Origin of the sequence: Roseateles asaccharophilus, from assembly GCF_031458115.1 — a bacterium.
In the GTDB taxonomy this organism is placed as follows: Bacteria; Pseudomonadota; Gammaproteobacteria; order Burkholderiales; family Burkholderiaceae_C; genus Pelomonas; species Pelomonas asaccharophilus_A.
In genome coordinates this window covers 1-25,751 of the sequence record NZ_JAVDXV010000011.1, presented here as the reverse complement: position 1 = coordinate 25,751, position 25,751 = coordinate 1, and the positions used below count along the sequence as shown (strand labels likewise).

25 protein-coding genes are annotated in these 25,751 nt (G+C 69.2%); 1 reads left to right on the top strand and 24 read right to left on the bottom strand.

The genetic code is table 11. The features are described from left to right. Positions 1-4: 4 nt before the first annotated feature. The 16 genes from cspE to J2X21_RS23885 all read right to left on the bottom strand — a co-directional run bounded on the left by cspE (position 5) and on the right by J2X21_RS23885 (position 16,963). Positions 5-220: a transcription antiterminator/RNA stability regulator CspE gene (cspE, locus tag J2X21_RS23960; protein ID WP_310332649.1), complete on the bottom strand. Its 216-nt coding sequence runs from the start codon at positions 218-220 to the stop codon at positions 5-7. Positions 221-460: 240 nt separating this feature from the next. Next, positions 461-820 (bottom strand): ankyrin repeat domain-containing protein, encoded by a 360-nt coding sequence (locus tag J2X21_RS23955; RefSeq protein ID WP_310332648.1) that lies wholly within the window; start codon positions 818-820, stop codon positions 461-463. Next, positions 820-1,383: a tetratricopeptide repeat protein gene (locus tag J2X21_RS23950; RefSeq protein ID WP_310332647.1), complete on the bottom strand. Its 564-nt coding sequence runs from the start codon at positions 1,381-1,383 to the stop codon at positions 820-822. Before J2X21_RS23950 ends, J2X21_RS23955 begins: the two co-directional genes overlap by 1 nt. A 62-nt stretch (positions 1,384-1,445) precedes the next feature. Further along, positions 1,446-1,946 carry a cupin domain-containing protein gene (locus J2X21_RS23945; RefSeq protein ID WP_310332646.1) on the bottom strand — a complete coding sequence of 167 codons (501 nt, stop codon included), beginning with the start codon at positions 1,944-1,946 and terminating at the stop codon, positions 1,446-1,448. A 36-nt stretch (positions 1,947-1,982) separates the two neighbouring features. Then, positions 1,983-2,810 carry a MaoC family dehydratase gene (locus J2X21_RS23940; RefSeq protein ID WP_310332645.1) on the bottom strand — a complete coding sequence of 276 codons (828 nt, stop codon included), beginning with the start codon at positions 2,808-2,810 and terminating at the stop codon, positions 1,983-1,985. A 5-nt stretch (positions 2,811-2,815) separates the two neighbouring features. Next, positions 2,816-4,030: a response regulator gene (locus J2X21_RS23935; RefSeq protein WP_310332644.1), complete on the bottom strand. Its 1,215-nt coding sequence runs from the start codon at positions 4,028-4,030 to the stop codon at positions 2,816-2,818. A gap of 56 nt (positions 4,031-4,086) precedes the next feature. Beyond that, positions 4,087-6,492 carry a penicillin-binding protein 1C gene (gene pbpC / locus J2X21_RS23930; RefSeq protein WP_310332643.1) on the bottom strand — a complete coding sequence of 802 codons (2,406 nt, stop codon included), beginning with the start codon at positions 6,490-6,492 and terminating at the stop codon, positions 4,087-4,089. Continuing rightward, entirely contained in the window at positions 6,467-6,892 is a 426-nt protein-coding gene (locus tag J2X21_RS23925; protein WP_310332642.1) for a DoxX family protein, read from the bottom strand. The genes pbpC and J2X21_RS23925 overlap by 26 nt, the downstream gene beginning before the upstream one ends. A gap of 23 nt (positions 6,893-6,915) precedes the next feature. After that, positions 6,916-7,296: a YfeK family protein gene (locus tag J2X21_RS23920; RefSeq protein ID WP_310332641.1), complete on the bottom strand. Its 381-nt coding sequence runs from the start codon at positions 7,294-7,296 to the stop codon at positions 6,916-6,918. Further along, the gene (locus J2X21_RS23915; RefSeq protein ID WP_310332845.1) at positions 7,296-7,757 is read right to left on the bottom strand and encodes a GNAT family N-acetyltransferase; all 462 of its coding nucleotides are present in this window, start codon (positions 7,755-7,757) and stop codon (positions 7,296-7,298) included. The genes J2X21_RS23920 and J2X21_RS23915 overlap by 1 nt, the downstream gene beginning before the upstream one ends. A 19-nt stretch (positions 7,758-7,776) precedes the next feature. Then, positions 7,777-8,184: a PIN domain-containing protein gene (locus tag J2X21_RS23910; RefSeq protein ID WP_310332640.1), complete on the bottom strand. Its 408-nt coding sequence runs from the start codon at positions 8,182-8,184 to the stop codon at positions 7,777-7,779. 22 nt (positions 8,185-8,206) lie between these two features. Beyond that, entirely contained in the window at positions 8,207-8,431 is a 225-nt protein-coding gene (locus J2X21_RS23905) for an AbrB/MazE/SpoVT family DNA-binding domain-containing protein (protein WP_310332639.1), read from the bottom strand. A 207-nt stretch (positions 8,432-8,638) separates the two neighbouring features. Continuing rightward, positions 8,639-10,384, bottom strand: coding sequence for an SIR2 family protein (locus J2X21_RS23900; protein WP_310332638.1), 1,746 nt, complete (start codon positions 10,382-10,384; stop codon positions 8,639-8,641). 142 nt (positions 10,385-10,526) lie between these two features. After that, complete coding sequence (locus J2X21_RS23895) at positions 10,527-15,623, bottom strand: alpha-2-macroglobulin family protein (protein ID WP_310332637.1); 5,097 nt, start codon at positions 15,621-15,623, stop codon at positions 10,527-10,529. A 224-nt stretch (positions 15,624-15,847) separates the two neighbouring features. Further along, on the bottom strand, positions 15,848-15,979 hold the full coding sequence (locus J2X21_RS23890) for a hypothetical protein (RefSeq protein ID WP_310332636.1): 132 nt from the start codon (positions 15,977-15,979) through the stop codon (positions 15,848-15,850). Positions 15,980-16,063: 84 nt separating this feature from the next. After that, the gene (locus J2X21_RS23885) at positions 16,064-16,963 is read right to left on the bottom strand and encodes an AraC family transcriptional regulator (protein WP_310332635.1); all 900 of its coding nucleotides are present in this window, start codon (positions 16,961-16,963) and stop codon (positions 16,064-16,066) included. A gap of 101 nt (positions 16,964-17,064) precedes the next feature. Here J2X21_RS23885 and J2X21_RS23880 point away from each other — a divergent pair, with 101 nt between their 5' ends. Next, positions 17,065-17,994, top strand: a complete 930-nt coding sequence (locus tag J2X21_RS23880; protein ID WP_310332634.1) for a DMT family transporter — start codon at positions 17,065-17,067, stop codon at positions 17,992-17,994. On the opposite strand, the gene J2X21_RS23875 is transcribed toward J2X21_RS23880, so the two are convergent. The 8 genes from J2X21_RS23875 to J2X21_RS23840 form a co-directional block, all read right to left on the bottom strand. Beyond that, positions 17,918-18,910: a branched-chain amino acid ABC transporter permease gene (locus J2X21_RS23875; protein WP_310332633.1), complete on the bottom strand. Its 993-nt coding sequence runs from the start codon at positions 18,908-18,910 to the stop codon at positions 17,918-17,920. The genes J2X21_RS23880 and J2X21_RS23875 overlap by 77 nt on opposite strands. Further along, positions 18,907-19,794, bottom strand: coding sequence for a branched-chain amino acid ABC transporter permease (locus tag J2X21_RS23870; protein ID WP_310332632.1), 888 nt, complete (start codon positions 19,792-19,794; stop codon positions 18,907-18,909). Before J2X21_RS23870 ends, J2X21_RS23875 begins: the two co-directional genes overlap by 4 nt. 17 nt (positions 19,795-19,811) lie before the next feature. After that, on the bottom strand, positions 19,812-21,017 hold the full coding sequence (locus J2X21_RS23865; RefSeq protein WP_310332631.1) for an ABC transporter substrate-binding protein: 1,206 nt from the start codon (positions 21,015-21,017) through the stop codon (positions 19,812-19,814). A 25-nt stretch (positions 21,018-21,042) separates the two neighbouring features. Further along, positions 21,043-21,756, bottom strand: coding sequence for an ABC transporter ATP-binding protein (locus J2X21_RS23860; RefSeq protein WP_310332630.1), 714 nt, complete (start codon positions 21,754-21,756; stop codon positions 21,043-21,045). A 70-nt stretch (positions 21,757-21,826) separates the two neighbouring features. Then, entirely contained in the window at positions 21,827-22,597 is a 771-nt protein-coding gene (locus J2X21_RS23855) for an ABC transporter ATP-binding protein (RefSeq protein ID WP_310332629.1), read from the bottom strand. 62 nt (positions 22,598-22,659) lie between these two features. Further along, the gene (locus J2X21_RS23850) at positions 22,660-23,502 is read right to left on the bottom strand and encodes an alpha/beta fold hydrolase (RefSeq protein WP_310332628.1); all 843 of its coding nucleotides are present in this window, start codon (positions 23,500-23,502) and stop codon (positions 22,660-22,662) included. After that, positions 23,499-24,584, bottom strand: a complete 1,086-nt coding sequence (locus tag J2X21_RS23845; protein WP_310332627.1) for a branched-chain amino acid ABC transporter permease — start codon at positions 24,582-24,584, stop codon at positions 23,499-23,501. Before J2X21_RS23845 ends, J2X21_RS23850 begins: the two co-directional genes overlap by 4 nt. After that, the gene (locus J2X21_RS23840; protein WP_310332626.1) at positions 24,581-25,555 is read right to left on the bottom strand and encodes a branched-chain amino acid ABC transporter permease; all 975 of its coding nucleotides are present in this window, start codon (positions 25,553-25,555) and stop codon (positions 24,581-24,583) included. The genes J2X21_RS23845 and J2X21_RS23840 overlap by 4 nt, the downstream gene beginning before the upstream one ends. Positions 25,556-25,751 lie beyond the last annotated feature (196 nt).

The window sequence follows — 25,751 nt, the reverse complement described above, 5'->3', positions numbered from 1 at the left end:
GGATTCAACCCACGCTGCGGATGTTGGACGCCTGCGGGCCCTTCTGGCCCTGGGTCACCTCGAACTGCACGCGCTGGTTCTCGGCGAGCGTCTTGAAGCCGCCACCGCCCTGGATCTCCTTGAAGTGGGCGAACAAGTCCTTGCCGCCGTCGTCAGGGGCGATGAAGCCGAAGCCCTTGCCTTCGTTGAACCACTTCACGGTACCGGTTTGAGTCGTCATGTCGATTTCCTTATGAAATTTCCGGGCGCGAGATTGCACCCAGCGAAGAGACGCCAAGAAAATCTTCAAGGGGGGTTCGACTCAGACCACCGGAAGAACACCGGTGCGGGAGGAAAGACCTAAGAGCGGACGGTCTTGTGCATATCAGCCGGCCCATCGTAGTCGCAAACCCAAGGTGCGCGAACTTATATTTCCGACGCCTGCGATGCCGGCCGCGGGTCGAGCGAGCGGAACAGGTCTCTAGCCTGCGGGACGCCCGAACAGCCGCTGCAGCCAGCCGGATCGCCGCTCGGGCGCGGGCGGCAGCGGAATGCCCAGTCCGTGCAGCCGCGCCTCGACCCCACCCAGCCCCGCCTTCCTCGCTGCCTGCATGGGCGTGACGCCATCGAACTCCGATGGCAGGCGCGGATTGGCGCCATGGTCCAGCAGGAAGAAGGCCACCTCCTGTTGCCCCGCCAGAATGGCCGCGACCAGCGGCGTGGACAGGAACTCGGGGTGGGCGTAGTTGACGTCCACGCCGGCCTTCACGTGGTACGCCACCAGCGCGAGGTCGCCGTCGCAGCCGGCGTTGAACATTTCCTTCCAGTTGCCACCCGACATCAGCGCTCCCCGTGTTCGTTGTGCTGCACGTCCGCCTGCAGCTCGGCCAGCGTGTCCAGTGCCTTTTGAGACGACGCCTGCCCCCGGGCATCGCCCAGCTGCGTGCGGATGTCCAGCGCCTCGGCGATGCGCGCCCGTGCGTCGGCCAGGCGCCCCTGCTCGACGAGGCTGCGCCCCCAGTGGTGCAGCGCCAAGGCCTGCAACCGCTGCCAGCCACCCGCGCGCGCCAGCCGCAGCGTCTTGGCGAAGCAGCGGTCGGCCTCGTCGCGCTGGCCCGCGCACTGCAGCGCAGTCGCGTAGGCGTTCCAGAACCAGCCCGCCGCCTCCTCGTGCGGCAACGCGTCGGCGGCGTCGGCGTGCTCGCGCAGCAGCGGCAGCGCCTCCTGCTCGCGGCGGTCGGTGGTCAGCAGCGCGGCCAGGTCGGCCGCATGGTCCACGGTGGCGAGCGCGGCACCCGCCTGCACGGCCAGCGCCAGCTGCTCGCGCTGCCGGGCAATGCCTTGCGCCAATGCATGGGCATCGGGCGCGGTGTAGCGCATGAACTCGGTGAGGTGGTTGGCCATCGCGCCCGAGCATAGAGCAGTCAGTGCAGACGTGAGGCCAGCAAAGCCTGCTGCCGGCTGACTCATTCGCCCGAGCGCTGGGTCGTCTCGCCGTCGTAGTAGTCCACCGACGCCGCGCTGCGGTGCAGCCCGCGCAGCCGGGCGGCGCCGGGTGTCTCGGCGAACACGCCGATCTTGGCCGAGTCGGGGTACTCACAGATCTCCACGTTCGCCAGGTTGGACACCGACAGATAGCGCAGCGTCGTCGTGCCGGTGTTGATGATCTGGTGCGCGACCTCGGCGCCGCCGGTGGGGCAGGCGATCACGTCGTGGCGGCGCAGCGGATAGCGCTCGGCGCCGAAGCGCAACTCGCCCTCGCCGTCGAGGATCAGGAACATCTCTTCCTCGGCACGGTGCGAGTGGAACGGGCACTGCGCCTTGCCCGGCGGCAGCTCGGTCAGGTTGTAGCCCAGCGCGCGGGCGCCGATGGACGCGCTGAAGCAGGCGCGCCGGGACGTGTAGTAGCCGTTGTCCTCGATGTCGTCGAACGTCAGCTCGTCGAGATTTGCGATGGGCTTGGACATGGGGCTCGCCGCCAGGAGTGGGTCGAGCCGCGAAGCCTAGTGAAGGGCCGCGGCGGCCGCAAGCGCGTCACCGGGCCGACAGTGCCCGCGCAGCACGCCGCGGCCGTCCACACGCAGCTCGAACTCGCTGCCGGCCAGGTGCAGCGTGGGCTGGCTGCCCAGCGGCACCGGGCGCAGGAACTCCATCTGCAGACCCTCGACGCGCCGCCCCGCCAGCCGCTCGATCTCGGCCTGGCAGCGCGCGGCACCGTGCGCGCCGTGGATGATGACGGTCGGCAGGCCGAACAGCCGTGCACTCCAGCGCCACAGGTGGATGGGGTTCCAGTCGCCCGACAGCCGCGCGTAGCGCCGGCCGGCGTCCGCACCCAACGGCCAGCTGGCAACCACGGGCCCCAGCGTTTCGGGCTCGTCGCGCGGTGGGCTGTCGCCACGGCGCCGGCCGCGGCGGGCCAGGTAGCGGCTGTCGCAGGCCACGCGCTCCTGGCCGTCCTGCGTGATGAGCGTGCGCAGCCGCACGAAGCGCGCGCCGTCGTCGCGCTCGGGCTCGTCGGCGATGTGCGTGACCAGCCGCAGCGGCCGTGCCGGGTCCAGCGGCGCATGCTGGTGCAGCGCATGCCCCACATGCACCATGCCCACGATGCGGTGGCCGAAGTCGCGGTGCAGCATCGCGTCCAGATGCGCGCGCTGCACCGGCAGGTAGGCGTAGCTCAGCGGCATGCTGTCATCCGGCTCGAACCCCAGTTCGGCGCGGAAGCGGGCGATGTGGCGAGGGTCCAGCCCTGGCAGCTCATGCACCGCCGGCGGCAGCTCGCCGCCCCGGCCGGGCCGGTGCAGCGCCGCCCGCAGCAGCCGCAGCAGCTGCACGCCGCTCAGGCCGGCACACGCACCGCCAGGCGGGCACGCTCGATGGCGGCCAGCAGCGCCTCTTCCGAGAACGGTTTGCCCAGCAACTGGGTCACGCCGGCGGCCTGGGCCTGCTCCTGCTTGTCGTCGGAAGACGTGATCATCAGCACCGGCAGCGCCGCCGTGGCGGCCGCGGCGCGCACCTGGCGGGTCAGCTCGAAGCCGTCGATGCCGGGCATCTCCACATCGGTGATCAGCACGTGCGGCTGCTCGGCCGCCATCAGCTCCAGCGCCTGCTCGCCGCTTTCGGCCAGCGCGACGCGGTAGGTCTGGCCGGTCAGCAGTCGGCTGAGCTTGACGCGCACGATCTTGGAATCGTCGGCCACCAGCACCAGCGTCTCGTCGGCGCGCAGCTCGCGGGTGGCTGCGGTCGCCGCAGCGGCAGCGGCCGCTTCGCGTTCAGCCTGTTCACGGGCCAGGCGCTCGGCTTCCCGGCGGGCCTGCTCGGCCAGGCGGGCGGCTTCAGCGGCCTCACGCTCGGCTTGCTCACGGGCCTGCGCTTCGGCCGCCAGGCGGGCCGCCTCGGCAGCTTCGCGCTCGGCCTGCTCGCGCGCCAGGCGCTCGGCGTCTTCGCGGGCGCGGGCCTCGGCGGCCACGCGTGCGGCTTCTGCCTCCTCGGCAAGACGGGCGGCGGCTGCGGCCTCGGCCGCCGCGGCGGCTTCACGCTCGGCCTGTTCACGGGCCAGCCGTTCCGCCTCTTCGGCGGCGCGGGCCGCAGCTGCCTGTTGCTCGGCCTCGCAGGCGGCCTGGGCGGCGGCTTCGGCGTCGCGCTGCGCCTGCAGGCGGGCCTGCTCGTCGGCCGCGCGCTGGGCTTCGGCGGCGCGGGTGGCTTCGTACTCCGCCTGCTCACGGGCCAGGCGGGCCGCCTCGGCCTCGGCGATGCGGCGCGTGATGTCGGCGGCCTCGCGCTCGGCGTCGTCGCGCAGGCGGGCCTCCTCGGTCTGGCGCTGGGCTTCGGCCGCGGCGGCCTGGGTCTCAAGTTGGGTGGGCTGGGCGTCGCGCTCGGCGGCCAGGCGCTGGGCGCGGGCGACGTGCTCGGCCTGCTCCAGCGCCATGCGCTGCTCTTCGCGGTGGGCCGTGGCCTCGTGGGCACGCTGCTGGCGCCGGCGCGCCAGCCACAGCAAGAACACGACGACCAGCGCGACCGCGCCGGCCAGGATCCAGATCAACAGCTCATTCATTGTTCAAGTACGCCCAGGGCGGCAAGCGCCGCATCATGAGGGCGCAAGATGGCAGCTTAGCGAAGAGACGGCGGGCTTGCCTTCGTCATGCGCTCATCTGCGGAAGTATTGCGCGCCGGCAGCTGCATCTCGAAGCCCACGCGTGCCCAGCGGCCACGGCCGTCCAGCGCCGTCAGCGCGTGGCTGCCGGGTTGTTTGAGCGTCAGCACCTGCACGCCGGCGCCGCTTTCAGCACCACTGGCCAGCTGGCCGTCCAGCAGCCAGGTCACGCCCTGCTGCGCGCCCAGTGCCTGCAGCCGCAGCGTCACGTCGTGCCGGCCCGGCGCGGGGCGCAGCACGCTGCCGGGCTCCAGGCCCACGATGCGCAAGGCGGGCCCGCCGGGCGTGCGTGGCGCGCAGCCGGGCGCCCAGGGCAGGCGCTCGATGGGGTCCAGCTGTGCGGCGTCCAGGAAGGGGCCCAGCAGCGTGGGCCAGCGCACCATCTCGGCCTTGGTGGCGTCGGGCGCGCAGTCCGGGCGCACGCGCCGCCCGCCTTGCGTCCATGCGGCGGTGACCAGGCCGCCGGGCTGCAGCCGGTCGGGCAGCGTGGGCGGCACGGCGCCGTCCAGCGTCCAGGCCATGCGGTGCTGCAGGCAGTGGGCGGGTGGCGTGCCGGCCTCGGCGGTGCCCAGCGGCCAGCAGATGGCCACGTCGCGTACGGTGGCGGGCTGGCGGCGTGGGGCCAGTTGTTGCCTGCTGTCGGCAGGGCCCAGCGCCGCGGCGATGTCGCGCAGCAGCGGGGCCGACGTGTTGGCACCGAAATGGCCGGGATTGGGCGTGCCGTCGGGCCGGCCCACCCACACGCCCATCGTGTAGCGGTCCGTCACGCCGATGGCCCAGGCGTCGCGGAAGCCGAAGGACGTGCCGGTCTTCCACGCGACGCGCTGCGGGCTCTCGCGGAAGGGGTTGCCGGGCCGACCGCCGCTCTCCAGGATCTCGCGCACGATGAAGGCGGCGCCGTCGCTCATCAGCCGCGTGTCCAGCACGGGCTGGTCGGGTGTCAGCCGCGGCCGGCCGGCTAGGCCGCCGCGCGCCAGCGCCGTGTAGGCGCCCACCAGTTCCTCCAGCGACGTGCTGCCGCCGCCCAGGATGAGGCTGAGGTTGGGCGCCGCGTTGGCCGGCATGCGCAGCCGCAGGCCCGCGTGGCGCAGTCGGCCGGCGAAGCGCTCGGGGCCCAGGCGCTCCAACAGGTCGACGGCGGGCACGTTCAACGAGCGCTGCAAGGCCTCGGCCACGCTGACCGGGCCGGAGAAATCGGCCTGGAAGTTGCCCGGCGCGTAGCCGCCGAAGTTCTGCGGCGCGTCGATGAGCAGGCTTTCGGAATGGATGAGGCCTTCGTCCAGCGCCAGCGCGTACAGAAAGGGCTTCAGCGTGGAGCCGGGCGAGCGCAGCGCGCGGACCATGTCCACATGGGCGCCGCGCTTGCTGTCCGTGAAGTCGGCCGAGCCGACATAACCGCGCACTTCCAGCGTCGCGTTGTCCACCACCAGCGCGGCCATGGAGTTGGCCTCGGGCAAGGTGTTGAGGCGGTCGGCCAGCAACTGCTCCAGCCGGGCCTGCAGGCCGGCGTCCAGCGTGGTCTGGATGACCGCCTCCTGTTTGCCGTTTCGCCTCGCCTGCTGGCGCAGCCGCTCGGCGGCCAGCGGCGCCAGCCAGCGCGCGCGCAGCGGTGGCGCGAACACGCGTTCCAGCTTGGCATCGGCGACGTCGGCGGCGCTCCACACGCCCAGCGTCTGCATGCGCGTCAGCACCTTGTCGCGCGCGTTCTGTGCCGCCTGCACGGCGCGGTCGGGGCGCAGTCGCGTGGGCGACTGCGGCAGCGCGACCAGCAGCGCCGCTTCGGCATGCGACAGGTCGGCGGCGGGCTTGCCAAGGTAGGCGCGGCTGGCCGTTTCCACGCCCTCCAGCGGGCCGCCCATGGGCGCGAGGTTCAGATACAGCGCCAGGATCTCTTGCTTGCTCAGGTGCAGCTCCAGCTGCAGCGCGCGCGCGATCTGGCGCGCCTTGGCGGGGAGGCTGCGGCCGGCGGCTTTCTCGTCGACGAGGCGGGCCACCTGCATCGTCAGCGTGGACCCGCCCGACACGATGCGGCCATGCCGCGCCCACTGCCAGGCTGCCCGCGCCAGTGCGGCGGGGTTCACGCCCGGGTGCCAGTGGAACCAGCGGTCCTCGTAGTGCAGCAGCGCTTCGAGGTAGCGCGGCGATACCGCCTCGGGAGTGGTCGGGTGGCGCTGGGCGCCGTCAATGCTCTGCCAGCTGCGCAGCGGCGTGCCGTCGGCGGCCAGCACGGTCAGCGTGGGGGCGGTGGCGGTGGGTTCGGGCAGCGGGCAGGCGAAGTCCAGCGCGAGAGCGCCGACAAGCAGCGCCGCCAGCGCCAGCTCGGCGCGTCGGCGGCGCTCAGGCTTCGCCGCGGCTGCGCACATGCTGCAGTGCCACGCACAGCAGACCCACGATCAGCAGCACGCTGTACTCCGAGCCGTTGCGCCCCAGGCCCACGACAAACCAGCCCGCCTTGGCGTGCACCAGCACAATGCCCATCGCGTAGATGGCCATGTAGACCAGGCACAGCGGCGCGACGAAGCGCCGGGCCACCAGCAACAGCGGGCCGACGATCTCGATGCCGGTGATGCTCGCCGCGATGGCGAAACCGAACGGAAAGCCCTGGCTCTCCAGCCAGCCGCCGAACGGCACCACGCCGCCCGCGATCAACCGCGCCCAGCCGTGCGCGGCGATCAACCCGGCCAGCGTCAGCCGCAGCAGCAGCCAGCCGAAGGCTCCGCGCGCGGCCGGCGTGGCGAGGAAGGCGGGCAGGGGGAGTTGCATGGCGGCCTTGCGTGGGTTGGTGGTCAGCGTGGGGCGGACGCCGCGCGCGGCGCGCGCAGCTGTTGCAGCTCGGCGGTCAGCCACTGCGCGCTGTCGACCGGCGCCTTGCCGGCGCAGCGCACGAGGTAGGGCTTGCCACTCATGCTGCTGCTGGACGCGCCGCGGGCGATGAACTGCTCGGCGGTGGTCACGAGGTTCTTGCCTTCGAGATAGTCCAGCTTCTTCAGCAGATGGGCCTTGGCGTCAGAGCCGCTGTGCCAGCTGCCGTTGCGGTTGAACTCGCAGCCGGAGGATTGCAGGCGGGCCAGCAGCGCGTCCACCTCGGCGCGGGCGGCAGGCGGCAGCGGGGCGGCGGTGGTGGTTGCCGCCGCGAGCGACAGCAGCAAGGCGACGGCGGTTCGCATCAGGTTGGTTTCACGCGGCGGTTGTAGGCGAGGAACACATCGTCGCGCACCCAGCCCAGCGATTCGTACAGCGACTGCGCAGCGTGGTTGGTCCGCGCGGTGGTCAGGTCCATGCGCACCATGCCGTCCGCCGCGGCGCGGGCCTCGGCGGCCAGCAGCAGCTGCCGGCCCACACCGGCCTTGCGCGCGCCGGGGCGCACGAACAGGTCGTACAGCGTGTAGATGGGCTGCGCCTCGACGGAGCAGAAGGTCGGGTAGAGCTGGGCAAAGCCCATCAGGCCGTCGGCCCCTGCGTCGGCCACCAGGATGACCGATTCGCGGCGCTGAATGCGCTGGGTGATGAAGTCCTGCGCCAGCGCGCGGTCGGCGGGTTGCTCGTAGAACTGGCGGTAGAGGTCGAACAGCTCGGCGACGGCGGGGAGGTCGGTGGGGTGGGCTTCGCGAACAGTCAGGGCAGTCAAGGACACGGTGTTGTGGGTCTCAGGAAGTCAAGAGTTCTGCGCGCGGCAGCTTGGATGCGCCGGCATCGAAGGTCACGAAGCGCGTGCAGCCAAGGTGAGCGGCGCGGGCGTTGAGCAGGCAGTCGGCGAAGTCGGCGCCGGTGTGTTGGGTCCAGATGTAGAGCGCTTCTTCGACCGTTGCCTCGTGCTCGAAGACGACGCCATCCACCTCCAGCAACCGCGCAAAGGTATTGGCAATGGCGGGCTTGTCCAGCCGGTAGCGGCTGCGCAGCACCCATTCGGTTTCCAGCAACGCGCCCAGCAGGATCAGCAGCGGTTGGCCGGCGGTCTCGGCCTGCTGGACGAGACGAGCGGCGGCGGTGAACTGCGCCGCGTCGTCGCGCACCAGCAGGCGCACGAGGACGTTGGTGTCGATGGCGATGGTCAACGCGGTAGGCCGTCTGAGGTCGTCAGGCGCGCAACGGCTTCATGTCGGCCACATCGACCGAGGGCTGGCCAGGGCGTGACAGGCTGCCGGCCAGGTCCAGCAGGCTGCGCGTTTTGGCGCGCATGACCACCGTGCCGTCGCTGAGCGTCGTGAAGGTCAGCTTGTCGCCGGCTTCCAGGCCCAGTTGCTCACGAATTTCCTTGGGGATGGTGGTCTGGCCTTTGGCGGTGAGGGTGGCGTCGGGCATGTGGATTCCTTTCGTATCGAGGGATCGTAAGGAATTTGGGACGCTGCTGCAAGCGCGCGACCCAAACAGCGGAGCGGCTGGATTTACAAGTTGAGACCTGACCCCGAATTCGAGCGAAGGGACCGGTGCGAGGACACCGAGCAAGGGCCACGGTTGCGGCCCCACCTGGTTACAACTCCCGTCCCACAATGGTGGGCGGCGAAAAAGCTAGCGCCAGGACCAGCCGATTCGCCCGATGAATCCCTCGAGGCCGGCGATGTTGGTTTCAGCCGCGGCGACGTCCTTCCCTACGGGGCAAGCCGTAATGTAAGGAGAGCCGTTCCCTCCCGTTGCAAGGGACGCTCGAATCTTCACAAGCGTCTGTCTCAGATTGTCTGTCCGCCAGCAATACGGTCCAGGCGGCGCCCAGTAGTACTCGCCCGGGTCGACCTGTTCAGCGCCGACGTGAAGTGCAAGGATCACCTCAAACTCGTCAAAGTACTGTGCGAAGTCCGCTTCGTTGTCGAAGGAGCGCTTGAGTTGGTCGAACAAGAACTGACTGGTGTGTTCGTGAAGCGGGGTGTGCCGGCGTTCCCGACCTTTCAAAATCTGAAACTTGTCGCCTCCCAGAGGCCAGAGGGAAGCCTGCATGCCGAGGCTCTTCTCCTCGTCGTTCCGCCCCTTGAGCCGAAGCTTGAACAGCACGCGCAGCGCGTTGAAGTTTCCAGACTGGATGGCTCCGACGCCGAACGAGTAGAGGAGCATCGCGGCAGGGTAGCGCCGAAGGGCGGTCCAAAGCTCGTACCCGCCCCCAGCGGGCTGTTGCGCGAGCCTCCGCAGCGCTGAAACCCAGGGCGCCGTCTGCGCCTCGTCGCTCCAATAGCCAGCGTGATAGGCAAGTTGCACCAGCGTCTGCGATGCAGCTTCGTAGCTCTTCAACCTAGCCAGCAGCGTGTCAGCGTCCGGAGTAGGCTGGTTCAGGTCAAACCTTGCGCCGGATGTGGCATCGACGACTTGGTCGACCTCTCGGCGAACTAGGTCGTTCAGCGCAATGCGGTGCTTGGGCTCGGTTAGGTATCGCTTTAGCGCTGCGACTGCTGCGGCTGAGGACAATGGGTGAGGCGCGGCGAAGTCTTCGAGCGCCTGCACTTGTTCGGCGAGCGCGGTGAAGAACGAGTCAGCGTCCGGAGAACGAACGAGGGTGCCGGCGCGTCGCGCGATGAGGTCCGCCGCTGTCGCGCTGGGTTCCCCCCGGCTGGACCAGTACGTAGAGAACCGCCGATTCGGCGCGCGAACGATAGCCGCCTTTAGCGCGACGTCCCAATCCGCAGACCAGCCCGAGACGACGAGTCCGAACTCGTCGAAGACACGGTCCAGCAGTGTGTTGAACGCGTCCGGGTAAGTGGCCAGCTCCTCAGGCGTGTTGAGGATGCGCGTGTCAAGGTAGTCGCCATGCACCTTGATGACGGTGCAGGCCGTGTGAACGAGCGGCATCGCGCCAGCTATCTGGTCTGCGGTGCTCAGAACCGTGGGCTGAATGCCTACGTCCGCCAGCGCTACTTCCAGCAGACGATCGAAGTTGGTGGTGACGACGACCCGTACATAGCCAAGCTTCACGAGGCGGGCGATGGCTCGGTGGGCCTTCGTCGGGGCCTTCTCACCCTTCTCGCGCTGCTCCTCTGTCGGCTCGAAGTAGGGGCGGAGTAGTTGCTGTCGTTCCGCCGGCGTCTTGGCCACTGCGTCCAGAAGGACCGAGTAGTCAGGGTCGCTGCCGGTCGAGCTGCGATACCAGGCGGCAGGGTTAGGCTCGCAGTCGGCCTTCTGAATGGCTGCGGCCTTGCGTACCAGTTCGATGGTCACTTCCCAGCCCGTTGGAATCTGGGCCGCTCGTGACACGCCGGACCCAAGGAGGATTGCGTACACCCCCTTGTTGGCCTGCATCGAGAACGCAAGAGAGTTGGTTGGGTCAATCATGTGTTCTCCCAGGACGCAATCGTTGTGCGTCGGATGCTAGCGATCGCGCTTGCTGAAATCGATCAAGGAGTTCCGTTCGATGTCAGCTTGCAGCCGCTGCAGCGGCAAACAGCCGGTAGGCAAAGTACCGCCTCGCGCTCGCTCACCGCTTGTCCACCACCACGATCTCCCCTTCGGCCCGGCCAACCCCCCTCACCTCTGCCCGATACATATCCTCCGCAAACGTCGCCGGCACGACGTACTTGCCAGGCGTCACCACCCGCACCAGATAGAACAGGTCCAACGGCTGCCCCAGCCGCGCCGCGGCGACGAAGCGGTCGTCGCGGTACTCGGTGTGGACGATGCGGTCGTTGGCATTCGCCTGGGCCACGTTGACGCCTTCCACCGTGAACTCGCCGGCCTGCGGGCCCTGGCTGAGGTTCAGGTTCTCGATCTCGAAGCCGGCGGGAATGCGGTCCACCACCAGGCCGTCCTTGATGGTCTGCGCGGCCTTCACGCGCAGGCGGACGACGTACATCTCGCCTGTCGTGAACTGCCGCGCCGTCACCAGCTTGCCGTCGGTCGTGAACATCGCGCGCTCCACGCTGATGCGGTCGCTGCTGGGCGGCAGCGGCTTGACCGGGTAGCCCTGGGCGGTGACGTCCACATACAGCGGCGTGGCGCCGTCGTTCTTCAGCGCGAGGCCGGACTTCAGCGGCTCGATGGCGAAGCTCTGTTGGCCGGTGCCGCTGCCGGTCCAGGCGTCGGCCTTGGCGCCGACGGTCAGCGTGGTCTTCCAGGCGTCGTCCTTGCCGGCGCCTTGGGTCGCGGCCTGCACGGCGACGAAGAGGGACAGGCGCTCCTGCGTGGAGTAGTAGTTGCGCTTGCCGAAGTCGTCGGCCAGGTCGAACAGCAGGTTCTCGCGCTTGTCGTGCTCGACCTTGTGGCGCAGCAGCAGCGCATAGGCCATGGCCCGGTCGCGGATGCGGGAGCCGTAGTCGCCCAGCCATTGGCCCCATGGGCCGTCGTCGGGCTGGTAGCCGTAGGGGCGGGCCATCGCGTCGTCCAGCGCGGCCTTGGCGCGGGCGTCGTCGCCCATCAGCTTCAACGCCAATGACAGCTGCACCAGCGGCAGCGGGCTCAGGGCGCTGGCACGGTGCTTGTCGTGCAGCGTGCGCAGCGTGGCCAGCGGCGCCTTCTGCTCGCGGGCCAGGATGTAGCCGGCGTGCGTGGCCTCGGCAAAGCGCTGGTGGGCCAGGCGCAGCACTTCGGCCTCGCGGTAGTCGGCGATGTAGCCCTTGTCGTTGCGGCGCGGCGCTGAGGGCGGCGTCATCTGCTGGCCGGGCGTGCGCTGGAACTGCTCGGTCAGGCCTTCCAGCGACTTGGCGAGCTGCGCCTCGGGCACGGCGAAACCGGCGTCGCGAGCGTCCTGCAAGAAGCCGGTGACATAGGCGCTGAGCCAGCCTTCATACGGGTTGCCGGCTGCCCACAGGCCGTAGCCGCCGCGCGGCTGCTGCATGCCGGCCAGGCGGGCGAAGGCGCCTTCCAGCCGCTTGGCGCGCTCCTCGCGGGGGATGGGCGTCATGCCCCAGCGCTTGGCGGCCGCGTCGTCGATGAAGACCAGCGGGTAGGCGCTGGACGTCGTCTGCTCCAGGCAGCCGTAGGGGTACATCAACAGGCCTTGCACCTGGTCCTTGATGTCGATGGGCGGCGTGTTGCTGACGCTCATGCTGAGCGTGGCGGAGCCGGCCCAGTAGCTGTCCAGCAGACTCTTCTCGACCACCTGCGTGGCGCCGGGCTCCAGGCGGATGCGGCGGCTCTCGCGCGTCAGCGGCGTGACGGGCTGCACCTGCAGCGCGGCCTCGCGTTCCAGCTTCAGCGCGCCGGCCGTGACGATCATCTTGATTGGCGCCAGGCCGTAGGCATCCAGCGCCTCGGCCTGGAAGCGCAGGATCTGGCGTTGCTTGTCGGCGAGCTTGATGGGCTCGGCGTTGCCGGTAATGCGCACCGGTCCGGTGGCAGTCAGCGCGACCTTGACCTCTTGCGGCGCGCCGCTGAGGTTGGTCACGTCCAGCGCGATGGTCGCCTTGTCGCCCGGCGCGATGAAGCGCGGCATGTTCAACTCGGCCACCAGCGGCGCGGCGACCACCGTGTCGGCCTGCGTGGAGCCATAGCTGTCTGCGCTGCTGACGACGGCCATCAGCCGCAGCGTGCCATTGAAGTCCGGCAGCTTGAGGCTGATCGTCGCCTCGCCCTTGGCATCCAGCGTCACGGGGCCGCTGAACAGGTCCACCAGCAGCACCTTGCGCGGCATGCTCTGCGTGTCGCGCTTGCCGGCGTCGCCGCCGAACTTCTGCTGCGCGGTGTTGCCGTCCATCTTCTCGATGAGGCGGCCGTAGAGGTCCAGCATGTCGGCGCCGTAGCGGTGCTTGCCGAAGAAGTAGTCGGTCGGGTCGGGCGTCTTGAAGTTGGTGATGTTCAGGATGCCCACGTCCACGGCAGAGACCGTGACGATCGCCGCCTTGCCGGCCAGCTGCGGTGCCTTTACCTTCACGGGCAGCGTGGTGGATGGCACCGTCTTGGCCGGCGCCTCCAGCGCCACCTTCAGCTTGCGGTCCTCGCGGTTCAGCGGCAGGTGCACCAGGCCCAGCGCGCGGGCCGGCGTGATGCGGTCGCCCTGGCTGCCGGGGCGGAAGGCGGCGACGGTGACGTACAAGTCCTGCCGCTGCCACTCGGGCGTGGTGCCGACCGGGATGGTGAGCTCCGTGCCCGAGGCCTTCACGCCGACGCGCTTGCTCCACAGCACGCGGTCACCCTCGACGGTGACGACGGCCTCGCCGTCGTGCGGCGGCTTGATGGTCAGCTTGGCGTCGTCGCCGGGCTTGAACGGCGAACCCTTGAGCTGCAGCTGCACGCGGTCGGGGCGGTTGCCGATGTCGTCGGCGTCCTGCGCGCCGTAGCCGGCGTAGAAGGCGTAGCGCAGAGTTTCCTTCGTCGACGGGTCTTCGATCTCCAGGCGGTAGCGGCCCCAGCGCACGGGCAGGTTCACCGTGGTCTTGGCGCTCAGGTTCAGCGTGCGGGCCTCGACCAGTTCGTCCGTCGTGTTGAAGCCGGAATGCCAGCCGCGGCCGTCGTCATAACGCCAGTACCACTGGCGTTCCTCGTAGGTGAGCGTGAGCTTCAGGTCCTTGGCGGGCTTGAAGGCGCCGGTGGCGTCCACGCGCTGCACCTCGAAGCCCGCCAGGCCGCCCTCGGGCGCGACGTTGCGGTCGAACAGCGGGCGCACGGCCACCAGCGTGGGTGCCGGCCACCAGGTGCGCTCGATGCTGCGCACCACGGGTCGACCGCCGCTTTCCAGCAGGCTGAAGGCGCCACGCACGCGCATGGGCGAGCTGCGCTCGGAAAGGTTGGCGGTCAGCGCGACCTGCGCCTTGCCCTGCTCGTCCAGTTCCTGCTCGGGCAGGTCTTGCCGGCTGCGGGCCTTGTCGTCGGCGAAGTCGCCGAACAGGTAGCCGGGGAGCTTCTGCGCCAGCGGGTTGACCAGGCGCTCGGTGGACACGGTGGACTGCAAGCGATTGCCGGCGGCGGGCGCGCCGTAGAGGTAGTCGCCCTGCACCTGCACGGGCAGGCTGACCTCGCCGGTCAGCGCCGCCTCGGGCGCGGTCAGCGTGAGCTTCATGCGCTCGGGCAGGAACTCCTCGACCTTGAAGCTCCATTGCGCATCGGGCTGTTTGGCGGCGGGGTCCACACGGGCCTGCAGCGTCCAGCCGCCGGTGGGCGCGTCGGCGGGCAGCGCGATGGTGTGCTGAAAGTAGCCCTGGCCCAGCTTGTTCGGCTGCACCAGCTGCTCGACGAGCTTGCTGCCATCGGGCTTCTTCACCGTGATCGTCAGTGGCAGCAGCTTGGACGGCAGCCGGCTGTCGGCATCGCGGCTCAGCACGGAGACGTTGAAGGCCTCGCCCGGCCGGTACAGGTCGCGGCCCGAGTAGACGAACACCTTGTTGCTGCGCGACGGGTGGCCGGTGGCGTCGAACTCGGTCAGGTCCAGCGCCGCGTCGCGCAGCGACAGCACCGACATTTCGCCGCCCTTGCGCGCCAGCACCAGCCGCGCCAGGTCGCCCACCTTGCCGTTGGTGCCGGTGAACACCGCATGGCCGTCGCTGTCGGTCTGGGCCTGGCCCAGCACCTTGCCGGCCTCGTCCACCAGGCTCAGCTCCACGCCGCGCAATGCGTTGCCGCTCTTCAGCGACGTGGCGAACACGTCGATCTGCGCGGCGTGGCGGCGCAGGTGCAGGCCGATGTCTGTCACGTAGTAGTGCGTGACCTGGTAGTCCCAGCCAAAGCGGCCCGGCTGGCTCATGACCGCCACATAGATGCCAGGCTCCTGCAGCGCCTTGATCTTCTCCACCGGCAGGAAGCTGGTGTTGCGGCGGTTGGCGCGCTCGTCGGTCTTGAAGCGGGAGATGTAGACGCTCTCGCTCATCGCGCGCAGTTCGTCCAGCACCCAGCCGCCGACGGTGCCCTTCATCCGGCGCTGGTTGTCGCCATAGCCGTCGTAGTAGTAATCGCCTTCCTCGTCGGCGCCTCCACGGCCCGAGCGCTCGCGGCGGCCGCCCACCTGATCCAGGAAGGCCGCCAGTGACTCCGGCTTGATGCGCAGGAACTGCACATCCACCTCGGGCGTGTTGACGGTCACCACCGGCAGCCCGCCGTTCTGGCCGGCCGGCAGCACCAGGCCGCGGCTGGCGAAGTAGAAGCTGGCCGGCATGGACTCGCTGACGGCTTCGCAGCTCTGCGCCGTGGCCAGCTTGGCGCCGCTGCGGGCGGCGAGGTCGGCGTTCAGCGTGATGCGATAGCTGCGGTCGGGCGTGGCGTGGGGCAGGTAGAGCACGCGCGGGTTGTCGCCCAGCACCCAGCGGGCGGCCAGGGGCTTGAAGCTGGCATCCGCTGGTTTGTTGTTGGGGTCCACCGTGCCGTCGTTACGCCGCTTGGGCGCTTCGCCCTCGCTGGCAGTCAGCAGCTTGCCGAAGTCCTGCTTGGCATCCAGCGCCTGCGTGAACATCACCGCGATGGCCGGCGACCCGTCGAACAGCCGCGCCTTGCACTCGCTGAAGCTGAAGGCCGCTTCCTCCGCGCCCACCTCGGCGCTGCTGGGCAGGCCGGGTGTCTTGAAATGCTGCCACCCGAAGTACCCCGCCACGGCCGCGCCGGCCACGACCACCGCCGCCACAACGGCCTTCTTCACGATGCTGGATGCCATCCCTGCCCCTCAAGAGTGCGGGGCGAGTGTAGGGAGGGAAGGAGGCGGATTCGGGCGGAGAAATTCCCCACGCGGCACCCCTCTTTCTTCCGGGCCGAGCGCCGGGCCGCTCCCAAGCCGGCCCGTCTGGCGATGTGCGAGCGGGTTAAGCCCCGCGAGCATCGCCGCCCCTCGGGGACCGACCAGTCACGCCGGCGTTCAGCGTGGCGAGACTGGGCGAGGGGCTAACGTTGTGGCGTCAGCATGGCGAGCGGTTCATCGAGCAGCTCGCGCGTGGTTTCGTACAGCGGCACGGCCATGCCCAGCAGCGCCGCGAGGAGCGCGGCGGTGACGCGAAGGCGTGCGGGCGTGAACATGGCTAGATAGTGGGCCACAGCGCCGCGGCGCGCGCCCCCTAACTCGCAGGTGATTGCTGACGGCGTGTTGGCAGTAGCTGACGCTCAAGCGGCCAAGACCTGGCGGTATTGCCCCGGCGTGGTGCCGGTGGCGGCCCTGAATCGCTGGCTCAGGTGACTCGCGCTGGCATAGCCGCAGGCGGCGGCGATGTCCGCCAGCGGCAGCGCGGTTTCGCGCAGCAGCGCGCGGGCGCGGTCCAGCCGGCGGGCGGCGACCCAGTCGTGCACCGTGCAGCCCATGGACGCGCGGAACATGCGGGCGAAGTGGAATTCGGACAGGTGGGCCTGGTCCGCCAGGCGTGGCAAGGTCAGGTCGGCGCTGTCCAGGTGGGCGTCAATGAAGCCCAGCACGCGGCGGCGGGCCGCGCTGGACAGGCCGCCGGCTGACCGTTCAGCCCGCTCGCGCTGGCGGGGCCGTGCCGCCTGCAGCACCAGGTGGTCCAGAGCCGCCTGGCTCAGCGCGTCGATGTGCAGGCGCTGGGCGGGGTCCTGCCAGTCCAGCGCGGCGACCTCGCGGCCCCAGTCGGCCAGTGTGGCGTCGGCACCAAAAATGCGCTGCTCCAGCGTGAGCGCGCGCGGCTCGGCGTCCAGCAGGCGCACGGCGCGGTCGGCCCAGGTCTCGGCCGTCAGGTACAGATGCACGAAGCGCAACGGGCCGGCCACGTTCCAGTGCGACTCGTGCTCGGCCGGCAGGATGCAGTGGCAGCCCGGCGAGCCGGTCTCGCCCGGCGTCTCGATGAGGTGGGTGGCATGGCCGCCCTGCAGGTAGACCGACAGCGTGTGGTGGCCGGGGCGCTGGTAGTCCATGCGGCCGCCGTGGTTGTGCCATTGCACCAGCCGCAGGCCGTCGGGCAGCGCGACCTCACGTTCACGGCGCGCCAGCGAGCGGCCCAGCACGTCGAAGACGGGCTGGTCAGCGGTGGCGCCGGCGGTGAGGTCAAGCATGCGGCGATGCTAGGGCCGAGCACGTTTCCCGTGCTGGCGTCGGGCCGACGATGCGCAGGAATCTGCAATCGCCGCATCGCCTGTTTCGCGATGCTGGCGGCATGAATGCCTTGTTGTACGTGCTGGTGGTGCTGATCTGGGGCACCACGTGGATCGCCCTGAAATGGCAGCTGGGACCGGTGCCCATCTCGCTGTCCATCGCCTACCGCTTCGGCCTCGCGGCGCTGGTGCTGTTCGCCTGGCTGGCCTGGCGACGGCAGCTGGTGCTGCCACGTGGGCGAGCGCTCACCTGGGTGCTCGCCCAGGGCCTGTGCCTGTTCTGCCTGAACTTCGTCTGCTTCCTGAACGCCAGCCAGACGCTGGCCAGCGGGCTGGTGGCCGTTGTGTTCTCCAGCGCGGCGCTGTGGAATGCGCTGCTGGCGAGGCTGGTGCACGGCCGAGCCATCGCGCCGCAGGTGCTGGCGGGTGGCGCGCTGGGGCTGACGGGGCTGGTGCTGCTGTTCTGGCCCGAGATCACCGCCCAGCACGCCGGCACGGGCACGCTGGTGGGCCTGGGCTGGGCGCTGGGAGGCACGCTGTGCTTCTCCACCGGCAACCTGCTGTCGGCCGCGCTGCAGGGACAGGGGTTGAAGCCGGTGCAGACCAACGCCTGGGGCATGGCCGTGGGCACGTCGCTGCTGGTGGGCTATGCGCTGGCGGCTGGCGTGCCGTGGGCATTCGACGTGAGCACGCGCTATGTCGGCGCGCTGCTGTACCTGGCCATCCCGGGCTCGGTCATCGGCTTCACCGCCTACCTGACGCTGGTGGGGCGGCTGGGCCCGGAGCGCGCCGCCTACAGCACGGTACTGTTCCCGGTCGTCGCGCTGAACGTGTCGGCCTGGGTGGAGGGCTATGTGTGGACGGCGCCGGCCTTGATCGGCTTGGTGCTTGTCATGGCCGGCAACGTGTTGGTCTTCAGGAAGCAGAAGTCGCCGGCGGCTTCCGACGCTTCTCCCACAGCGCCATCGCCTCGCCCACCAGCCCGCGCCTGAAGGCCAGCACGCAGACGATGAAGATCAGCCCGGTGACCAGGCTGACCGACTCGCCCAGCCCGTTGAACCAGGCCACGCCGGTGGTGTCGGCCAGCAGCTTGCCGAGGTCGCCGATCTTGTTCTCCAGCGCAATGATGACCAGCGCGCCGACGATGGGGCCGACCAGCGTGCCCATGCCGCCCACCAGCGTCATCAGGATGACCAGGCCCGACGTTGTCCAGATCGCGTCGGTCAGCGTCGCAAAGCCCAGCATCAGCGTCTTGGTGGCGCCCGCCAGCCCGGCCAGGCCGGCCGACAGCACGAAGGCCAGCAGCTTGAAGTGCGCCGTGTCGTAACCCAGCGACGTGGCGCGCGCCTCGTTCTCGCGGATGCTGGTGAGCACCTGGCCGAACGGCGAGTGCACGATGCGGTAGATCAGCCAGAAGGCCGCGATGAAGATGCCCAGCACGACGTAGAACAGCGTCAGGTCGTTGGTGAGGTCCAGCCCCAGGAAGCTGCCGCGCGGCACGCTCTGCAGGCCGTCTTCCCCGCCGGTGAACGGCGCCTGCAGGAAGAAGAAGTACAGCATCTGCGCCAGCGCCAGCGTGATCATCGAGAAGTAGATGCCCGAGCGACGGATGGCCAGCATCCCGAACACCAGGCCTACGCCCGCCGCAGCCAGCGAGCCGACGACGAGCCCCACCGGCGTGGGCAGGCCCCAGACCTTCAGCGCATGGCCGCACACATAGCCTGCCGTGCCCAGGAAGGCCGCGTGACCGAAGGACAGCAGGCCGGTGAAGCCCACCAGCAGGTTGAAGGCGCAGGCGAAGAGGGCGTAGCACAGCACCTTCATGACGAAGATGGGATAGGCCCCCAGCGCTGGCAGCAGCGCGATGCCGACGAAGAGCGCGGCGTAGCCGATGAGCTTGCTGTTCATTTCTCTTTTCCGAACAAGCCCGCGGGCCGTACCAACAAGACGATGGCCATGACGACGAACACGACGGTGTTCGAGGCCTCCGGATAAAAGACCTTGGTCAGCCCTTCGATGATGCCCAGGCCCAGCCCGGTGACGATGGAGCCGAGGATGGACCCCATGCCGCCGATGACCACCACGGCGAACACGACGATGATGAGGTTGGACCCCATCAGCGCCGACACCTGCAGGATGGGCGCGGCCAGCACGCCGGCGAACGCCGCCAGCGCGACGCCGCCCGCGTAGGTCAGCGTCACCATGCGCGGCACGTTGATGCCGAAGGCCTGCACCAGCCGCGGGTTCTCGGTGCCGGCGCGCAGCGTGGCGCCCAGCGACGTCTTCTCGATCAGCGCCCACACGGCGAAGCACACCACCAGCGACGCGACCACCACCCAGCCCCGGTAGTTGGGCAGGATCATGAAGCCCAGGTTGGTGGCGCCCTGCAGCGCGTCGGGCACCGAGTAGGGCTGGCCCGACACGCCGTAGAAGCTGCGGAACACGCCCTCGATGACCAGCGTGATGCCGAAGGTCAGCAGCAGGCCGTAGAGGTGGTCCAGCTTGTAGAGCCACTGAAGCATCGTCCGCTCGATGACGATGCCCAAGAGCCCCACCAGCAGCGGCGCCAGGCCCAGCATGACCCAGTAGTTCAGCCCCAGCAGGTCCATGCCCATCCACGCCAGGAAGGCGCCCATCATGTACAGCGCCCCGTGGGCGAAGTTGATGATGTTGAGCATGCCGAAGATGACCGCCAGGCCCAGCGACAGCATCGCGTAGAACGAGCCGTTCACCAGGCCGAGCAGCAGCTGCCCCAGCAGGGCGGGCATCGGGATACCGAACAACTCAGTCATGTCAGGCCGGCCTCAGATCACTTCTTGACCAAGGGGCACTTGGAATCGGCGAGCTTGGTGTAGGCCTCGTTCGCCGGGATGGTCTGCACCACGTTGTAGTAGTCCCAGGGTTCCTTGGACTCGGCCTGCTTCTTCACCTGCATCAGGTACATGTCGTAGCGCATGCGGCCGTCGGCGCCGATCTCGCCGTTTTTCGCGAAGAAGTCGTTGATCTTGGTGGCCTTCATCTTCGCGATGACCTTGTCGGAGTCGTCGGTCTTGGTCGCATCTACGGCCTTCAGGTAGTGGGCGATGGCCGAGTAGTCGGCCGCCTGCAGCATGGACGGCATGCGCTTCATCTTCTCGAAGAAGCGGCGGCTCCAGGCGCGCGACTCGGCGCTCTGGTTCCAGTACCAGCCGTCGGTCAGGTACATGCCCTCGGTGGCCTTCAGGCCGAGCGAATGCACGTCGTTGATGAACATCAGCAGGCCTGCCAGCTTCATCGTCTTGGTGACGCCGAACTCGTTGGCGGCCTTGATGGAGTTGATGGTGTCGCCACCGGCGTTGGCCAGGCCCAGGATCTGCGCGCCCGAGCCCTGCGCCTGCAGCAGGAAGGATGAGAAGTCGCTGGCCGACAGCGGGTGCTTCACGCTGCCCACGATCTTGCCGCCGGCCTTCTGCACGACGGCCGTCGTGTCGGCCTGCAGGCTGGCGCCGAAGGCGTAGTCGGCGGTCAGGAAGTACCAGTTCTTGCCGCCGCTCTTGACCACTGCGTTGCCGGTGCCGTTGGCCAGCGCGACCGTGTCGTAGGCGTAGTGCACCGTGTAGGGCGTGCAGTCTTCATTCGTCAGGCGGGCCGACGCGGCGCCGATGGAGATGAAGACGCGCTTCTTCTCGGCCGCGACCTTGGCCATGGCCAGGTTGGCGCCGGAGTTGGTGCCACCTACCAGCACGTCCAGGCCTTGCGTGTCCAGCCATTCGCGCGCCTTGGCGGACGCCACGTCGGCCTTGTTCTGGTGGTCGGCGAACAGCAGTTCGATCTTCTTGCCGGCGGCCATGCCCTTGGCGTCGGCGATGGCCATCTTGATGGCCTCCACGCCGCCCTGGCCGTCGATGTCGGCATACAGGCCGGACATGTCCGTGATGATGCCGATCTTGATGACGTCGCCCGACACCTGGGCTTGTGCGCCGACGGCGCAGCAGGCGAGCGAGGCGGTGGCGAGAGCGGTGCGCAGAACCTTCATGACATGTCTCCTGGTGGGGTTGTGATCAAACGCTGAGCAGCTCGTCCATCCGGGCCTGGTGGGCCGGCAGGTCGGCTGCGGGGAAGGACAGCACGACTTCGCCGTGCTCGATGACGACGAAGTGGTCCGCCAGCGGTGCGGCGAAGCGGAAGTTCTGCTCCACCATGACGATGGTGAAACCCTGGCTCTTGAGCGTGCGGATCATGCGTGCCAGGGCCTGGACGATGACGGGCGCCAGGCCTTCGGAGATCTCGTCCAGCAGCAGGATGTCGGCGCCCGTGCGCAGGATGCGCGCCACGGCCAGCATCTGCTGCTCGCCGCCGGACAGGCGGGTGCCGGGGCTGTGGCGGCGCTCGGCGAGGTTGGGGAACATCGCGTAGATCTCGGCTTCGGACATCGCCTTGCCGCGCTTGCTTCTCAGCGGCGGGGGCAGGCGCAGGTTCTCTTCGGCGGTGAGGCTGGCGAAGATGCCGCGTTCCTCGGGGCAGTAGCCGATGCCCAGCTGGGCGATGCGGTGCGTCGCGAGGTCGATGGCTTCCTCGCCGTGGATCTTGATGGAGCCTTTTCTGGCACCCGTGAGGCCGAGGATGGCTCTGAGTGTGGTGGTGCGGCCGGCGCCGTTGCGGCCCAACAGCGTGACGACCTGGCCTGGCTGCACGGACAGGTTGATGCCATGCAGGATGTGGCTTTCGCCGTACCAGGCGTGGAGGTTGCTGATTTCGAGTGCTGGGGTGGCCATGTTTTTCAGCTCGCTCGGTACTTCAGGTGGGTGGCGAGTGCCGTGCCCGACGGCTTATGCATAACGGCCATCAGTGCGCCCCCGCCAACTCAGTCGCCTCGGTGCCCATGTAGGCCTCCAACACCGCCGGATGCTTGGACACCGTCGCGTAGTCCCCCTCTGCCAGCACAGCGCCGCGAGCCAACACCGTGATGCGGTCAGCAATGCTGGCCACCACCTTCATGTTGTGCTCCACCATCAGCACCGTGCGCCCTTCGGCCACGCGCTTGATCAGCGCCGTCACGCGGTCCACATCCTCGTGCCCCATGCCCTGCGTGGGTTCGTCCAGCAGCATCAGCTGCGGCTCCATGGCCATCGTCGTGGCGATCTCCAAAGCCCGCTTGCGGCCGTAGGGAAGGTCGGCGGCCTTCAAATGGGCCATGTCGCGCAGGTCCACCAGCTCCAGCAGCGCCAGCACCTTGGCGTCCAGCGTCTTCAGCCCGGTCAGCCCCTTCCAGAAATGGAAGCTGGTGCCGGTGAAGCGCTGCAGGCCGATGCGCACGTTCTCCAGCACCGTCAGGTGCGGGAACACGGCCGAGATCTGGAACGAGCGGATGACGCCGCGGCGCGCGATCTGCGCCGAGGTCTCGCCGGTGATGTCGTGGCCCGCGAACACGATGCGCCCGCGCGTGGGCGTCAGGAACTTGGTCAGCAGGTTGAAGCAGGTCGTCTTGCCCGCGCCGTTGGGACCCAGCAGCGCGTGGATGTGGCCGCGCTGCACCCGCAGATTGACGGAGTCCACGGCGGTGAAGCCCTTGAACTCCTTGGTCAGGTCTTGTGTCTCGAGGATGAATTCGCTCATGGCGTCTCGTCGGTGAGATGCGCGACTCTAGGCTGCGAGCCTGCACACTGGCTTACGTGGTTTCATGGGGTTTCGCCCGCGGCGAGGAAGCGCTCGATGAGGCCGATCTGCTCGGGCGTGTTCAGCGCTGGTGCATGGCCGCAGTCGGGGATGACGGCCACCGCCGCGCGCGGCCCACGCTCGCGCATCGCCTGCGCGGTCTCTGCCGTCAGCAGCGTCGATTGCTCGCCGCGCAGGCACAGCACGGGCAGGTCCAGCTGGTCCCATGCAGACCACAGCGAATAGTCGTCCGGGTGGTGCTGGAACTGCGCCACCAGCGCGGGGTCGTAGTGCGTCGTCACGCGGCCATCGGGCAGGCGGCGCAGCGAGTGTTCGGTGAGCGCGCGCCATTGCGTGTCACTCAGGTGACCGAAGCTCGCATAGATCTCGCGGAAGTAGCGCTCCAGCTCGCTCACCGTCGCGAAGCTGGGCGGCTGGCCGGCGTAGGTCTTGATGCGCTCCAGCGCCGGTGCGGCCAGCTCGGGGCCGTTGTCGTTCAGCACCAGGCGACGGATGCGCCCGCGCAGCCGCGTGGCCGCGGCCAGCGTGCCGATGGCGCCGCCCATGGACGTGCCCACCCAGTGCACCTTCTGCAGGCCCAGCTGGTCCAGCAAGGCCTCCGCCTGCTCCACATAGACGTCCAGGCAGTACTCGCGCGCCGGGTCTGCCGCCCACTGCGACAGGCCACGGCCCGGCGTGTCGGGGCAGACGACATGCCAGCGCGCGCTCAAGGCCTGCGCGAAGTCGTCGAAGTCGCGGCCGCTACGCGCCAGCCCATGCCAGGCAATGACGGTGGGCGCGCTGGCATCGCCCCATTCGGTGATGTGGATCTCGCGACCCCCGCAGCTGACGTAGCGCGACTTCATGGCTTGCTCTTCCTCCCACGAGTCCACGCCGCCAGCCGCAACCGCCCGACGATGCCGCCGGGGAAGTGGTAGACGGCCAGCACGAACAGCAGCCCCAGCCACAGCAGCCAGCGGTCGGGCGACACCAGCGTGGACAGCACCGGCACGCCTTCCACCAGCGCCCCCGCGCCCTTCAGCAGCGCCTGCAGGTAGTTCTGCGCGACGATGAACAGCACGCTGCCGATGACGGCGCCGTAGATGGACCCCATGCCGCCGATGACGACGATGAGCAGCAGGTCCAGCATGATCTCCATGCTCATGGCCGTCTCGGGGCCGGTGTAGCGCAGCCAGAGAGCCAGCAGCGCGCCGCCGCAGCAGGCCACGAGCGCCGCGATGACGTTGGCGCCGGTGCGATAGACCACCGGGCGATAGCCGATGACCTCGGCGCGGAACTCGTTCTCGCGGATGGCCTGCAGCACGCGGCCGAACGGCGAGTTGACGACGCGCAGCAGCAGCAGGATCAGCGCCGTCACGGCGGCGAACAGCAGGTAGTAGGTCAGCAGCCGGCCATCCAGCATGACGCCGAGCAGCGGCTCGTCCATGAACTCGGTGGATGGGCGCAGCGCTTCAGGCAGCTGGAAGTTCAGCCCGTCCTCACCGCCGGTGAAGTCGCTCAGCTGCGAGCACAGCGTCATGAACGCCGAGGCCACGGCCAGCGTGATCATCGCGAAGAAGATGGCCTTCACGCGCAGGCTGGCCAGGCCCATGGCCAGCGCCAGCACGGCGGAAAGCGCGAGCGCGGCGGCGAAGCCGATGGCCAGCGAGCCCCAGTCCGGCCCCAGCCGCGTCGACGCGATCGCGATGCCGTAGGCGCCGATGCCGACGAACATCGTGTGCGCGAAGCTGACGATGCCGGTGTAGCCCAGCAGCAGGTCGTAGCTGGCGACGAGCAGGATGAACACCAGCACCTTGGCCGCGACGTTCAGCGCCTGCGTGCCGGGGAAGATGAACGGCGCGCCGAGCAGGCCGACGAAGCAGGCGAGCAGCAGCGCGGCCAGGATGCGGCTGCGTGGCAGATCATGCGAGAGCAGTGCGCGCATCACTTGGCTCCCACCGGATACAGGCCTTGCGGGCGCCATAGCAGGATGGCGACCATCAGCCCGATGTTGGAGAACAGCGCCGCCTTCGGCGCCAGGAAGCCGACGTAGTTGGCCACCAGGCCGACCAGCAGTGCGCCCACCAGGCAGCCCAGCGTGGAGCCCAGGCCACCGATGATGATGACGATGAACAGCAGCAGGTTGACCTTGGCGCCGATCTGCGGCTCCACGCCCTGCTGCACCAGCGCCCACATGACGCCACCCAGGCCCGCCAGCGCGGAGCCGGCGACGAACACGCCGACGAACAGGCGTTTGATCCGGTAGCCCAGCGACTCCACCATCTCGCGGTCCTGCACGCCGGCGCGGATCAGCAGGCCGATCTTGGTCTTGTTCAGCACCAGCAGCAGCGCGACGAGCACGACGATGCCTATGGCCATGGACAGCAGCCGGAACTTCTCGACGGCGACGTCGCCGAACAGGAAGATGCCGCGCAGCGTCTCGGGCATGGGCAGCGGGATCAGCTGCGCGCCCCAGCTGGCCTTGATCAGCTCCTCGCCGATGATCATGCCGCCCATCGTGATCAGGATCTGCTTCAGGTGCTGGCCGTAGACGGGCCGCACCAGCACGCGTTCGAACACCACGCCGACAGCGGCAGCGATGGCCATGCCGGCGAGGCAGGCCAGCGCCAGTGCGGCGAGGTTGGCGAGGACGTCGGGTGCGGCTGCCCAGGGCGCCAGCGCAGCGAGCACGGTGGTCGCCATGAACGCACCCAAGGCGATGAACACGCCGTGGCCGAAGTTGAGGACGTCCATCAGGCCGAACACCAGCGTCAGGCCGGAGGCGATGACGAAGATGATGAGGCCCATGGCGACGCCTGCGAGGGTCAGGTTCAGCCAGGTGGATGCGCTGCCGGTGAGGGGCAGGGCGAGCAGTGCTAGGGCTGCGAGCAGTGCGAGTGGTTTGGGGTCGAGTTTCATGGGCTCGCTACTTCTGGTGCTTGGCGAGTGTGGTGGGGGGGGGGGGGGGGGGGGGGGGGGGCGGCGGGGGGGGGGGGGGGGGGGGCCCCCCCCCCCCCCCCCCGCGGGGGGGGGGGGGGGGGGTGGGGCCGGGGGCCCGCGCGCGGCGGGGGGGGTGGTGAGGGGGGGGCGGGGCGGGGGGGGGGGCGGCCGCAGG

Coding starts and splice junctions, on each gene's coding strand:
- J2X21_RS23870 (WP_310332632.1), bottom strand. CDS start 19,794: ATGACTGAGTTGTTCGGTATCCCGATGCCCGCCCTGCTGGGGCAGCTG.
- J2X21_RS23885 (WP_310332635.1), bottom strand. CDS start 16,963: ATGCTTGACCTCACCGCCGGCGCCACCGCTGACCAGCCCGTCTTCGAC.
- J2X21_RS23905 (WP_310332639.1), bottom strand. CDS start 8,431: ATGCCCGACGCCACCCTCACCGCCAAAGGCCAGACCACCATCCCCAAG.
- J2X21_RS23875 (WP_310332633.1), bottom strand. CDS start 18,910: ATGAACAGCAAGCTCATCGGCTACGCCGCGCTCTTCGTCGGCATCGCG.
- J2X21_RS23855 (WP_310332629.1), bottom strand. CDS start 22,597: ATGAGCGAATTCATCCTCGAGACACAAGACCTGACCAAGGAGTTCAAG.
- J2X21_RS23900 (WP_310332638.1), bottom strand. CDS start 10,384: ATGATTGACCCAACCAACTCTCTTGCGTTCTCGATGCAGGCCAACAAG.
- J2X21_RS23865 (WP_310332631.1), bottom strand. CDS start 21,017: ATGAAGGTTCTGCGCACCGCTCTCGCCACCGCCTCGCTCGCCTGCTGC.
- J2X21_RS23955 (WP_310332648.1), bottom strand. CDS start 820: ATGTCGGGTGGCAACTGGAAGGAAATGTTCAACGCCGGCTGCGACGGC.
- J2X21_RS23935 (WP_310332644.1), bottom strand. CDS start 4,030: ATGAATGAGCTGTTGATCTGGATCCTGGCCGGCGCGGTCGCGCTGGTC.
- pbpC (WP_310332643.1), bottom strand. CDS start 6,492: ATGTGCGCAGCCGCGGCGAAGCCTGAGCGCCGCCGACGCGCCGAGCTG.
- J2X21_RS23945 (WP_310332646.1), bottom strand. CDS start 1,946: ATGTCCAAGCCCATCGCAAATCTCGACGAGCTGACGTTCGACGACATC.
- J2X21_RS23925 (WP_310332642.1), bottom strand. CDS start 6,892: ATGCAACTCCCCCTGCCCGCCTTCCTCGCCACGCCGGCCGCGCGCGGA.
- J2X21_RS23950 (WP_310332647.1), bottom strand. CDS start 1,383: ATGGCCAACCACCTCACCGAGTTCATGCGCTACACCGCGCCCGATGCC.
- cspE (WP_310332649.1), bottom strand. CDS start 220: ATGACGACTCAAACCGGTACCGTGAAGTGGTTCAACGAAGGCAAGGGC.
- J2X21_RS23860 (WP_310332630.1), bottom strand. CDS start 21,756: ATGGCCACCCCAGCACTCGAAATCAGCAACCTCCACGCCTGGTACGGC.
- J2X21_RS23840 (WP_310332626.1), bottom strand. CDS start 25,555: ATGAAACTCGACCCCAAACCACTCGCACTGCTCGCAGCCCTAGCACTG.
- J2X21_RS23920 (WP_310332641.1), bottom strand. CDS start 7,296: ATGCGAACCGCCGTCGCCTTGCTGCTGTCGCTCGCGGCGGCAACCACC.
- J2X21_RS23895 (WP_310332637.1), bottom strand. CDS start 15,623: ATGGCATCCAGCATCGTGAAGAAGGCCGTTGTGGCGGCGGTGGTCGTG.
- J2X21_RS23890 (WP_310332636.1), bottom strand. CDS start 15,979: ATGTTCACGCCCGCACGCCTTCGCGTCACCGCCGCGCTCCTCGCGGCG.
- J2X21_RS23850 (WP_310332628.1), bottom strand. CDS start 23,502: ATGAAGTCGCGCTACGTCAGCTGCGGGGGTCGCGAGATCCACATCACC.
- J2X21_RS23880 (WP_310332634.1), top strand. CDS start 17,065: ATGAATGCCTTGTTGTACGTGCTGGTGGTGCTGATCTGGGGCACCACG.